Origin of the sequence: Mesorhizobium sp. M0166, from assembly GCF_040322255.1 — a bacterium.
GTDB lineage: Bacteria > Pseudomonadota > Alphaproteobacteria > Rhizobiales > Rhizobiaceae > Mesorhizobium.
Genome location: NZ_JAMYTD010000026.1, coordinates 1 through 12,726 on the forward strand (window position 1 = coordinate 1; position 12,726 = coordinate 12,726).

5 protein-coding genes and 1 pseudogene are annotated in these 12,726 nt (G+C 61.4%); 1 reads left to right on the top strand and 5 read right to left on the bottom strand.

Translation table 11 applies throughout. From position 1 onward, the window contains the following. Nucleotides 1–278: hypothetical protein (locus NKJ46_RS23870; protein ID WP_352668122.1), on the top strand; the 278-nt coding region annotated here is incomplete at its 5' end. Between the two features lie 263 nt (nucleotides 279–541). On the opposite strand, the gene NKJ46_RS23875 is transcribed toward NKJ46_RS23870, so the two are convergent. The 5 genes and pseudogenes from NKJ46_RS23875 to NKJ46_RS23895 all read right to left on the bottom strand — a co-directional run. Continuing rightward, on the bottom strand, nucleotides 542–1,189 hold the full coding sequence (locus tag NKJ46_RS23875; protein ID WP_352668124.1) for a hypothetical protein: 648 nt from the start codon (nucleotides 1,187–1,189) through the stop codon (nucleotides 542–544). A gap of 31 nt (nucleotides 1,190–1,220) precedes the next feature. Then, nucleotides 1,221–7,679 (bottom strand): RHS repeat-associated core domain-containing protein, encoded by a 6,459-nt coding sequence (locus NKJ46_RS23880; protein WP_352668127.1) that lies wholly within the window; start codon nucleotides 7,677–7,679, stop codon nucleotides 1,221–1,223. A 25-nt stretch (nucleotides 7,680–7,704) separates the two neighbouring features. After that, entirely contained in the window at nucleotides 7,705–10,542 is a 2,838-nt protein-coding gene (locus NKJ46_RS23885; protein WP_352668129.1) for a leucine-rich repeat domain-containing protein, read from the bottom strand. A 52-nt stretch (nucleotides 10,543–10,594) separates the two neighbouring features. After that, nucleotides 10,595–10,810: an RICIN domain-containing protein gene (locus NKJ46_RS23890; RefSeq protein WP_352668170.1), complete on the bottom strand. Its 216-nt coding sequence runs from the start codon at nucleotides 10,808–10,810 to the stop codon at nucleotides 10,595–10,597. 14 nt (nucleotides 10,811–10,824) lie between these two features. After that, nucleotides 10,825–12,714, bottom strand: a pseudogene (locus tag NKJ46_RS23895) (RICIN domain-containing protein); the annotation flags it as partial. Nucleotides 12,715–12,726 lie beyond the last annotated feature (12 nt).

Consider the following 12,726-nt stretch of genomic DNA (forward strand, 5'->3'; position numbering starts at 1 on the left):
GTGGCGCTCCCATGCAGAACCTGGCCCATAGTGCATCCTTTGATTCGGACGACAATGATGAACCATCAAAGCCTGGGATCAAACAACTAGGCCTCCGCGACGCGGTGCTTTCTGCGCAACGCAACCTGAAAGCAAGCGGCCCCTTGTTTTGGCAACTTTGTGGGCTGGTCGACAAATTGCACGAGGTGCTGGCCATTGTCGCGGAGAAGGAGCCTGACTACCGCATGCCGAACCTTGGTCTTCTACCACTCCCGGAGGAATATTCCACGCGGAAGTGACCACAGCGGGCCGATGGACAGCTTGGGGCGCGCCAAGCCAACATGCTGCTCATCGTCGAGTGTGGCTGGTCTTAAGCGCTATCTTGCGATCATTCGCGTTAAGTCGCGATGCCCCGGCGGCACCTCCAGCTCGCCATATTGGTGATCTGTTAGACGGTAGAGTGCGCAGGTTGCCGAGCCAGCGAAGCCTGACTCAAGGCAGCAGGACGCGAGCGTCTGGGCCAGCCCAGACGCTCGCGGCTGTTGCTGCTACTCGTAGCTGCTTACCGCAAGTCCAGCTGCAACAGGCCGCTATAGTCCTCTGTCGTCAGGAAGAAGCCCTCGTCAATCGCCTTGGCTTTGAAAGCTGGATCGTCGCCGAGGTCGCGGAATTCCGGCTTCAATGTACCTGACGCGTTGAAGTAGCGGTCTCGAAAGGCGGCCCGTTCAAGGCCGGCATAGTCTACACCCTTGCCTGTGACCGTGCAGGATTTCAGTTCGGTTTGGTCGGCGGCCTCCGCCGGAAATGACGCCCTCGCAAAGTCCATCGGCCCGATGTCGGGCGCGATGCTCCTGGGATTTGAGGTGATGCATCGGACGGTCTTATCCGCGCCGGCGACAGACAGGTCGAAATAGGGCGGATTCAATCCCTTCGCCGCCAGGTAGGCGAAGCTGCGGATGCGGTTAACCGCCTTCAACGCCTCCACGTCTGTTGTTTCGAGCATGTCATTGCCGATTTTCACCCCGCCGGCGGCGCCGAGCGTAGCCATCTGTTGCTGCAGCCAAGCCGGATCGCGCTGGATCCATGTCAGGAAATCGAGCGGCACGGCCTGCGGTTCCTTGAGTTGCTTGCTCATGGATTGCGCCGCTGCCGTTGCCGCAAACATGAGCACGGAACCGGCGAGGATCGACGTAAGCTTCGGGAGTCGCATGTCAAAGTCTCCTCCTTGGTCGCTGTCTCGGTCACCAATGGACGCGCGGCTTGATGCCGAGCATATCGCGCAACTGGTTCTCCGTTATGTCGTCGGGTCGGCGTGTGCCGCCGACACCGATGGTACGTGCTTCCTCGTTGCGGAAAGCATATGACTTGCCATCGAGACCTACGTAGGGCGCATCCTTGAACCCCGAATGCTGGCCGGCCATGCGGTGCGTGGCGTGGATTTGCTCGTGACCGAGCACGATGCCAGGATCCGCCGGATTGGACGCAGTCGTGCCCGAGGACTTGTCGAACTCGACAGACGTGCGTGTGCGCGACGCAGCCGGGTCATAGCCGATGATCACGTCGCCCTTTGTCGATTCCGGGTTCACCAACGGATCCTTGTTGCGGGCCGCGGTGACGCCCGGCTCGTTCTGGATCGTCGTGGTTTGTGGGTCGGCGATGACCCGGCGCATCAACTCGCGGCCGCTGTCGAAGGAGTTGGATCCGACAAAGAAGTTCTTCACGTCCAGCCAGGCGCCATGCAGCCAATTTTGCGATACCTCGCCACTCTTACTGTCGACCCGTGCGGTCGGATCAATTCGCTGGATGTCCTCTTCGACCTGCCGTCGGTAGGCCGCGTCGCCGGCAACGATCTCCTTCAGGCCGGTCGGGTCGAGGAAGGCCATCGGATTGTTGTTGGCGTAGGCGAAGAGATTGCAGGACGTCGAATTGCCGGTACACTTCTCCGGATCGCCGACGTAAAGCGGATCGGGCGAAATGAACCGCCCCAATGCCGGATCGTAGTAGCGGGCGCCATAGTAGTAGAGCCCGGTATCGTCATCGAGATATTTGCCGGTGAAACGATGGTGGGTCTTCTCACGCGGCAGCTCCGCGGCGACATCCGTCAGGTGTTGGGCCCAGGCAGGGGCCAGCGTCTCCGGCCCATGTTCGGTGCCGTACGCCCGGTAGAGCATCTGCTCGACGGGAACGCCGTCGGAGGAGATGACATAGTCGCTGCTCTCGAGATGATCCTTTAGATAGTAGAACCATTTGCCGGTGCCGTGTTCCAGACGAACGAGCTTGCTGGAGGCGATGTTGACATAGCTCTCCTCGCCTTTCGGACCGATCTCGAACGTGTCGACCGGGTAGAGGTAAAGCTGCTCCGGACCCGATCCGTCGGTCGGGATGACCTTCTTGTAGAGGCGACGCCCCGTCTGATCGTAGCCGTAGAGCACTTCATTGGTCGCAGTCTGAGCGCGGATCAAGCGTCCGTTGATGTCGAACACCGTTCCGGTCAAGGTCGGCGATTTCGCAAGTTGGGCGAATCCGTCGAAGGAGTAGGGCTTCGATGCGCTGCCGGCCGGGATGAGGCCGGTCACGGCGCCGGCGGACGGCGCTATCCGCGCGCCGGGCTCGAGCTCGTCGTTGCGGGCAAACGTTCCCGCCGCCGAATAGCCGAATTCGGCCTGCTGGCCGTAACGAGCGATCCGCACGAGTTCGTTCTTGAAATTGTAGTGGAACGTTCCCGACCGGTCGACATGTCCGTCGCTGCCCGCGCCTTGCGCCAACGCGTCGACGATCTGGGTGATCGAGCCGTTGGCGTTGAAGGTCATGCTCAAATCCTGCAGCGGTTTGCCGCCGGCTTGCGTAACGATGTGGGTGAGGAACAGGGTGGCTGGATCGTAGGTCATCCGGGTGAATGCGCCCAGACGATAATCGACCCGCTCGATCTGTGATTCGGGATTGTAGGTGATATTCTCGATGATCTTCTCCGGTCCTGAAAAATCGGGATGCGTGACTGTCACCGACCGCAGGTTCTTGTCGGGCCCCAGCGCGAATTTCGACGCCAAGCCGCGCGGACCTTCGGACGAATCTATGCGGCCATCCAGCGTGTGGTGGAAATGATCGGCGTATTTCGCGCCGTCGATCTCCACCTCATGGGTAACCATCCGGCCGTTCGCATTGTAGGCGTAGCGCTGGACGGCGTCGAATCCCCCGTTGGGATCGTGAATGATCACCTCGGTCGTCTTGTCGAGGGGCAGCGCTATCGGCGTTTCGAACCCGGCCGCGGAGGCGACTTGAACGGCGCGGTCATAGCGGTATTCGAGGTGAACCACGCCATCGTTCACCTCGGTTAGCTTGCGGTTGAGGAAGTCGTAGGTGAAGGTCTGGACCGACGTTTCGCCATTGCTGCCGACCCGCGCGATCACCGATTGGCGACCGCGCGCGTCGTAGAAGGCGTAGCGGTCGCCCATTCCCGGGATCGACTGGAATTCGATGTCGCCGACGGAGTTGTAGATCAGCCGCCGCGGCGTCGTCTCGCCCGGCAGCCAGATTTCGCTCAGGTAGCCGAAGGAATCGCGCACGAAGCGGGAGATATGCATCGTGCCGCCGCCATTGCTGGCGATGGATGCTGTCACGCCGTTCTCGTTCTTCAGCGAATATTCACTGCTTTGAACGGTGCCGTCGAACTGGTCGTTGTAGGTCGTGATCGTCAGCGTGCCCCACGGTTGGAAGGTCATGGCGGACACCTTGCCCGACGGATGGGTTTCGCGGACCATCCGGCCGGCTGGGTCATAGGTGTAGGCATTGCCGATTTCGTGATCGGGGCGCGGAACATCGCCAAGATCGAACACCTTCTGCAGGTTGAGATTGTCAACGCCGCCGAAGCTTTTCACCACAAAAGGCGTCCAGCGGAAGATCTGCTTTGCATTGCGGTTGTAGAGTGAGAAGTTATTGACCCGCACTCCACCCTCAGCGACGTTCTCCAGATCGGCGACCTTTTCGCTGCGCGCGTCATAGGCGGCGAGGTCCGCGATGAACTCGCTCTCGCCTTCCGGTGTCTCGGCAGCGCTCGCATAGCGGCGGCGCGCCGTAAGGATTAGCGACGGCAGCCCATGCTCGCCGATCTTGTAAGTGTAGAAGCGTTCGGCGCCGTCCGTGGCGGTTTCCCGGGTTTTGCGGCCGAGGGCGTCGTAGCTGTTCGTCACGACCATGCCCAAGGGCGTTGTCGTCGTCGCTATGGTGCCCTGGCGCGGCCCGTCATAGGTCATTTTCGTCATCTGATCGAGCTCGGCCGCACCGCCCGACGCCTTGGTGTAGCTGAGCGTCAAGGTACCGGTTGGGTCGTAGATCGCCGACTCGGTGATGCCGAGTTCGTCGGCGATCGAAATACTGTTACCGAAGACATCGTAACCCATAGTCTTCACCAGCTTTCGGCTGGCGTTGCGGAACTGTTCGAGCGCGGGCGGCAGGGCGCCAAGTCCCGACAGTACTTCCAGCGTTCGCGACCCCATCCGACCGCCGGAATTTGGCAGATAGGTGAAACTCTCGCGGCTGAGCAGCCGGGTTCCGGCCAGAATACGCTGCTCGGACGCCGCGTTGACGATGCCGAGCGCCGCCAGATCGGCGCGCGACTGTGTGTAGTCGGTCTGGGTTGTACGATTGAAGCCAGGAACCGTCAGGCGCTCCGGTCCCGGAATGTCGCGCACCCCGACCGTCTCCGACGTAGGCATGTTGAATTCGTCAAAACCGGCATAGGTCTGGGTCTTGACCGGATCCTTGCATTCGGGATCGGCCGCATCCTGCTGTTCGGCCTCGCCGGCGGAGTCGGTCAGCGTCTCCTTGACCTTCCTGAGATAGGACGAACCGTCGCCACGCGGAAATGCCTCCCACACCGACGATTCGCATTTCAGCATCATGCCGGTCGTCGGCAGCTTCTGGCTGCGTGTAGCGGTCGACAGCGAGTGCAGCGCTGCCGCTGACGGATCGAGCGTCTCGGTTGTCTCAGCGCTCGCGACGAGCGTCGCCTCCGGCTTTACTTCGTATGTCTTGCGGATCTTCAGTTTGCCGGCGAGGTTCAGGTCGGCCGCCCTTTCTGCGAAGGTGTAATACTGTTCGCGATCGAGGCTGGAACGCTGCGTGACGCGCTGGCCGGCCGCGTTCTCGTCGCCGTAAGCGACCTTCTCGACCTCCGAGAAGCCGATGAAGCGGCGATTGATCACGTCATAAAAGGGATTGTGGTAGAAATATTCGTCCGTCTGCACCTGGGCGCGAACCTGGCCTGGTATGCCCTGCGACGTGACGAGCTGCTTGGCGACGACAACGGGGAAATGCAGGTTGCGCGTCGGCTGGCCGTTGGCGCGGTCGCGCAGCATCTCGTCGATCGAGGTCGCGTAGCGAATGTCGTGCCGGCGGCCGGAATCGAAGTCGACGACCGTCAGCAGGTTCGCCTTGACGAGTTGCATAGTCGCGGTGCGGTTGAAGTCGATGACGACGACGGGCTTTACCTCGTCGGCGGACGGCTTCTGGAAAACGATGATCTCGGTCTGGCCGTCGCCGTCGATGTCGGCGACGCGCGAGGCGAAGGTTTGCGTCGACGTCCCGAGTTGAACGCGCAGATTGAGCGCGATGCTGAGCGGATCCTTCAGATAGGTCCCATCGCCGAAGCCGAGCCAGATGCGCATCTGGTCGGTGCGCTCGCCCATCGACGCGAAATCGATGATGCCGTCGCCATTGGCGTCGATGTACCACATCGTGGCGAGGCTATCGCCGGACTGCATGCCCCCGATCTTTGAGAAGGTGCCGTGACCGCAGAGCGGATCGTTGATCGCGGCATCGCCGAACAGCAGCGCATTCGGGTCAGTCGAGAAGATGTTGCCCTCGTTCTCGTAGAGGCAGAAGCCCTGGTCGGCTGGACGGATGACGACGAGATCGGGCAGCCGGTCGCCGTTGATGTCGACCATCCGCACATTGTTGCGGCCGAGTATCTGGCCGTCCTGACTGTTGAATGGGAACGCCTTGGTCAGCGCGCCGAAATTGACGCTGTAACCGCCATCGGCCTGGCGCCGTGTGAGATTGAGGAATATCCGCCATTCGGTGCGCCCATCAGCGTTGAGGCGCGTCGTGACGATATCGGACTGGCTGTCCATATTGACGTCGGCGAAGCGGCCGTTGCCGCCCGCGAATGTCGTCGGCGAGACGCCGGGCAGCGGGATCGACCGGCCGAGATAGGGGAAGGTCCCGTCGGCCCTGCCGTCATAGACGTGCATCAACCCATCTTCGATTTCGACGATATCGACGAAGCTGTCACCAAGGATGTCGGCAAAAGCGAAGCGGTTGTCAGTGAGCCGGGGCGCGATCTGGCGCATCAGTCCAGCCTCGGTCGGACGCGACAGGACGAGCTGGGTCGTGTCGCCGAAGGCGCTGTTCAGGTCGCCGCTGCCAAGATGCACGGTCGCGCCATCATCCTTGCTTTGCACGATGTCGACCAGCGCATCCATATTGAGGTCGGCCAACTCGAAATTCTGCGGAGGGATGTCGCCAGCGAACGCCATCTTCGGGGCTTCGAATACGACGGAGCGCGACGCCAGCTCGGCGCTCGTCCACGACGAATAGCCGAAGTGGATATCCGGGAACTTCAGCGTCGATTGCGCCAGCGCCTCGCCGCCGGTATCGCCATATCGGTAGAGCACGCGCAGCTGGTCGAGCACGTTGACCGACTGCGTGTCGATGAGCGGTGTCAGGTCGGCCTGGGCCTTCGCGAGGCAGTCCGGATGCGCCCGGACGACGAATTTGGAGGTGTCATTCGTGTCACGGCCGACATATCCCATGCACCATTGGGCGTAGACGGTGTCCTTGAACTTGGCCGTCATCTTGCCGTAGAGCCGGGCGTTCTCCTGTTTGCTGCCATTGGTGTGGCTGACGAGCGTGGATTGCGTTTCGATCAGGTCGAACTGATAGCTGCTCTGGCCGCCGGCGAAGCTGGCCTTTGTGAGATAGCTGCGTCCACCGAAACGCTGGTATTCATAGCGGACGGCTTCGCGGTTGGCGTTGAGCTGCAGAACCAGCGGCCATTTCGTGACGTAGGGCGCGGCTACGTCGAAATTGCCCTCCGCCACGGAGCGATCGCCGCTGAAGATCAGCCGCGTTCCGTCGGCGTTTGTCACCTCGAAGCCTGAGGAGATGGTATCGGTGTGCAGCCCACCCGTCAGGTCGAGCGAAACGACGTCGAACGTGCCAGTGTGGTAGAGGATCTTAACGAAATCCTCGGCGTATTCCGGCTTGTACTCCCAGACGCCGTTCTGGTTTCCGACGAAGACGAGCCGCGCGCCCATGTACGATAGGCGGGAGAAGAAGTCGCCGCCGGGTTTGGTGCCGGGCAAGGCCGTGCCGAGATCGTCATTGACGGCGATCGCCTGGGTGTTGAACTGCCAGCCGATGCCGAGGCCGTTGCCGCTGTCACCCGCGAACTGGCTGTAGGTGAGACTCATTTGCGGCCCGAACTGGCCGCGCGTCGGCAGGTTGGGTAGCGGCAAAGTGAAGTTCGCCGATCCGGTGTTGTTGTTCAGCGTGAAGCTGCCTTCCTCCTGCGTGACGGTGCCGCCGGCCGCAGGTAACTGGACGATCGACGTCGCCGATTTGTCTTCGGCGTGTGCCGGGGAACCGAGCACTGCGGCGCTGGCGGTCAGGGCTGCGAGGATGGCAAAGGTCTTTGCGAACATGGGGCTACCTCTTCGGATGCAGGCATTACTGATGAATGTGCGGGCTCACGATGATGAGTTGTAAGCAGTTCGGCCGTGGACAGATGACCGAGGGCTGGACGGCAATCGCGTCTTGCAGGTGAATGTTTCCATCGAAGATGCGCAACGGCTCGCGCTTGCAGGCTTCGCTGACTTGCTGGAGGAGCGGCTGCGGGAACGAGCAGATCGGATTGTTACCGAGATAGGATTTTCCGATCACCGGATGGACGTGAGAGAAGTTTTCAATCCGGTTGCCCCTCAGATCGACGACCGACAGCGCCGGAAGCGAGCCGAGCGGCAGCGCATCGAAGACCCGATTGTTGCGCAGATCGACATCCGTCAACGCCTGCATGTTCGATAGATTGCCGACATTGCTGATCTGGTTGTCATTCAGGTAGATGTATTTGAGGCCGCTCGAGCCGAAGCGCGGAATCGCCGACAGCCGATTGGTGGCGAGGTTCAGTTTCTGAAGCTCCGTAAGCGATGCGATCGGCGAGGCGTCGGTGATCAGGTTGTCGAACAGGTTGAGTTCGCCCAGCGCCCGGAAATAGACCACAGGATTGACGGCGATAATCGACTTCTTGTTCAGCGACAGGCTGGTCAGTGACTGCGCCCAGTTCTGCGCTGCGTTGCAATCGGTGCTGTCGACATGCTCGGCCTGCATGCGGCTGTCGAGTGCCGCCATGAAACCGCGCGCGTCGCCGAGCGCGATCGAATCGAAGCGGTAGACGGTGCAGTATTCAGCGAAACTGGCGTACTGTAGCGGTAGGTTGCGCATGCCGGCATCGTCGAGCAACGGCAGGTCCGCCAACGGCGTTACTGATTGCACGTGCGTGTTCGAGAAATAGAGCTTGGTCAGCTTGTTGAGTACCCCGATGCCGATCAGGTTCGACACTGGATTGCCGTCGACGTTCAGTTGTTCGAGGCGGCGCAGTTGCAATATTCCCTGGATGGAGGTGATCTGGTTGTTGCGAATCCAAAGCTTTGTCAGTCCCGGTATCGCCGACAGCAGCGAGACATCGGACAGCTGGTTGTCGGACAGGTCGATGGAGGTCAGATTGCCCATCACCGGGAACAGCGAGACGCTGGTCAACCCACGGTTCTTCGCGTCGGCGAACTGGCGTGAGCTGAGATCGTCATAGGCTTTGCCGCAGACAGTCTTGCCTGAGATGGACAGCAGCGCGTTTACTTCGGCGGCTTGCGCGGGCGTCAGAAAGTCGGTCTGGTTGCGCATCAGGCATGCCGACAGGAAATCGGTCGCCTGTACAGGATTGTCGGAAAGATCGAGATTGATCAAGCCCGACAGCGCCGCCAGCGGTCGGACATTGGCGATCGAATTCTTCGACAGGTTGAGTATGCCGAGATTGGTCAAGCCGGCGAGCGGCGCGACGTCGGTGATGTTATTGCTCGAGAGGTTGAGCGAGGTGAGTTGCGGCAATGTGGCGAGCGGACGCAGGTCGCTGACGATCTTGGACGACAGGTCGAGCGCCGTGGTCGCCAGCAGCTTGTTGCCGACCGCCGAACATGTTCCGCCGCCCTCCAATTCGACCATGGCGCGAATGGTCTGCCCAAGCGGGGTCGCGGCGTCGCGGTGCAGCACGCATAGGTCAACGAAGCTCTGCCCGCCGTCCGCTACGATTGGATTGCCGCTGAGATTGATGGCTAGCGTCGAGGGAAAGCTTCCGAGATTGGCGAAGGTCTCGATCTTGTTGTTGGCAAGGTTGAGGCTGGTCAGGCCGCCGAGCGCGCTGAGCGGTTCGAGCATGTCGCCTGCAAGGCCATTGTTGCCGATGGACAGTGTCGAGAGCGCCTGCAGGAATTGCAGCGGCTCAAGGTTGCCGATCTTGTTGTTGTCGAGTGTAAGGTTCGTGAGTAACGCCAGCGCTGACAGTGCGCGGATGTCGGTGATGTCGTTGTCGGAGAGGTCGGCTCGCGTCAGCGCGGTCAGTGGCGTCAGCGCGTTGATGTTGCTGATGTGATTGCCGGAAATGTCGAGGAAGGTCAGCGCCTTGAGCTTGGTTAGCGGCCCGAGGTCGGCGATCGAGTTCTCGGCAATCGACAGGCTGGCGAGGTTCGTCAGTACCGCAATCGGATCGAGCGACTGCACGCCCTTGCCGTTCAGATTTAGCGTCGTGATTGATTCCAGGAAGGTCTGTGCAGCGTCGCAGGCGGCGGGATTGCCAAGCGCCGATACCCCACCGGGCGTTGAATCGAGCACCGCCATTACGGTCGCCGTTTCTGCCGGCGTGCGGTCGCCCTTGACGCACCAGTTGGCGAAGGTCGTTGGCTTGTTGACCGGCGGCGCGCCGGAGAGGCATGCGATGGTGTGGATCTTGCCGGCGAAGAACGGCGTCGGGTCAGCGTTCAGAGCCTGGTCGAGGTTGAGCTTCAAGTCGGTGACCAGCAGCGAGCAGCCAGGAATGTAGAGCCGGTCAGAAAACGTCGTCGCGCCGAAGTCGGAGGGGAATTGCAGGTAATAGACGAGGCCGCTGCCATTATCGTGCGCGAACACCTTGATCGGATATGTCTCACCCGATGGGCACAGCAGCGGGTTGGCGGCGGGATCAGCCGCGACGATCGCGCTGTCGACGGCAGTTAGCACCTCCGAGGGAACCGTCGCGAAGCCAAGTCCACGGATCACTGCTTCTTCGTCCGCTTGGTCCTTGCAGCGGATACGGTAGCCGCGCCCGTCCGAGATAAGCAGCGGATAGTGCAACCGGTTTGCCTCCAGGGCCGGATCCTCGAACAACACAACCTTCGGTTCGTCCGCGCGGGCCGGGCCGGCGGCGGCGGTCACGAGCAGGACCGGGAGGAGAAGGAGCAGCGATCGGGCGATGCGGTTCATCTGGTTTCTCCTTTCGAGGCTCAGATGCGGATCAAGCGAGCCGCCAGCGACGCTATCTCGCGTCCGCCGGCTTGATGGTCCAATAGCGAGACGGATCGCGGTCGCAGGTGAACTGGAGGGCCGGGATGTTGTTCAAGTTGCTAACCCCGCCGGCAATCGTGAGGCACTTGCCCGTGTGGACGTTCTCTGCCTGAACTCCGTCGCGCGTCTCGACCAGATTCCAGCGGCGGGAAGGATCGTCGTCACAGTTGAACTGCAGGGCGGGAATGTTTTGTCAGTGCTGACCCCGCCGGCAATCGTGAGGCACTTGCCGGTCTCCACGTTCGCCACCCGGAAACCGTCCCCTGCTTCAACCAGCCTCCAGCGCTGCCATTGACTGCCGTCGCAGTCGAATTGCACCGTCGGCGCGTTATTGTCGGTTCTTCCTTCCGCGACCGACAGGCACTTTTCGGTCTGCCTGTTCACCAGTACGACCTCGGGGTCGGCCGCCCGTATGCTCCAGAACCGTGCCGGATCGCGGTCGCAGTTGAACTGAAGGGCGGGGATGTCGTCGTCGGTGCTCACCCCGCCGGCGATCGTCAGGCATTTTTTCGTCAGCACGTTTTCGGCCTGAAAGCCGTCGCCGGTCGCGGTCAGCTTCCAGCGTCTCGAAGCGTTCCGGTCGCAGTTGAATTGGAGGGCCGGAACATTGTTTTCGGTGCTGACCCCGCCGGCAATCGTCAGGCATTTTCCAGTCCGCACGTTCTGCAACTGAAAACCGTCGTCCGTCTCGACCAGCTTCCAGCGGCGCCACCGGTCGCTGTCGCAGTCGAACTGTACTGCCGGCGCGTTGTTGTCGAGGCGCCCCTCGGCAACAGCCAGGCATTTGCCGGTCTGCATGTTTGCCAGCACCACGTCAGCCTCCTTGATTGCCGTAATGCAGGCTTCGAAAATCTTGCCCGAGGCCGCGGTTGGGTGCTCGGGCCGACTGATGCAGACCGCATTGCCGTCCAGCGAAGGATTGAATGGCAGGATAGCGCTGACAGACTGCACAGTGGCCAGGCGGTTCGCTCGCAGGTTAAGGGCGGTAAGCTTCGTCAGGCCCATCAAGGCGCGCGCATCTGCGATCCGGTTCTTAGACAGGTCGAGCGCCGTGAGTTCTTGGAGAAACCGCAGCGGTGACACGTCCGTCACCTTGTTGTTGGCCAGAACCAGCCGCGTCAAAGCCCGCGCCGAGGCGAGCGGTCGCAGATCGGCGATCTGGTTGGAACTGAGGTCGGCGTCGGTCAGCTTCTTCATTGCTGCCGCTACGTTGATGTTGCCGATCCTGTTTCGCGACAGATCGAGGAAGGTGAGCTCGGTCAGCTTTTCGAGATCGCGCGTGTCGGCAATTTCATTGCCGGACAAGGTCAGGCTCGTCAGATGGGTGAGTGTCGCCAGCGGCTCAAGGTTGGTCAGCCGTCGCCCGGCAAGGTCGAGCGTCGTGCTAGACGCGAGAAAATCCTGCGCGCTTGCGCACGCCGCCGGATTGCCCAGCGCGGAGGCACCGCCGGGTGTCAGGGCAAGCAATTCCTCGACTGTCGTCTGCTGAGCCGGATCGAGGTCATCCTTGATACACCAGCTGGCAAAGGTCGTCGGCCTGCCGACAAGCGGCGCGCCGGCGACGCATGCGATGGTATGAACCTTTCCGGCGAAGAATGGGGTGGGATCGGCGGTTATCGCCTGACTGAGGTTGAGTCTGAGTTCCGCGACAAGGGCCGCGCAGCCGGGAATGTAGAGTTGATCGGAAAAGGATGTTGACCCGAAATCGGTCGGGAACTGAAGGTAGTAGACGAGCCCACTGCCGCCGTCGTGCGCAAAGACCTTGATCGGGTAGTTCTCGTCGGACGGGCACAACAGCGGATTGGCGGCGGGGTCGGCCGCGATGACCGCATTGTCGACGGCCGTCAGCACTTGCGACGGAACGGTGGCGAAGCCCAGTCCACGGATCACCGCCTCTTCGTCAGCCTGGTCGTTGCAGCGGATGCGGTAGCCGCGTCCCTCGGTGATGAGCAGGGGATAGTGCAAGCGGCTGGCGTTCAGCGTCGGGTCCTCAAACAGGACGACCTTCGGCTCCTCGGCGCGGGCCGGACCGGCATCGATCGCCAGGAGCAGCGTCAGCAGGAGTAGCAGCGAGCCAGCGATGCGGTTCATCTGGTTTCTCCT

Excerpts from the sequence above, each read along its gene's own strand:
- NKJ46_RS23880 (WP_352668127.1), bottom strand. The coding sequence starts at position 7,679 with ATGTTCGCAAAGACCTTTGCCATCCTCGCAGCCCTGACCGCCAGCGCC.
- NKJ46_RS23875 (WP_352668124.1), bottom strand. The coding sequence starts at position 1,189 with ATGCGACTCCCGAAGCTTACGTCGATCCTCGCCGGTTCCGTGCTCATG.
- NKJ46_RS23885 (WP_352668129.1), bottom strand. The coding sequence starts at position 10,542 with ATGAACCGCATCGCCCGATCGCTGCTCCTTCTCCTCCCGGTCCTGCTC.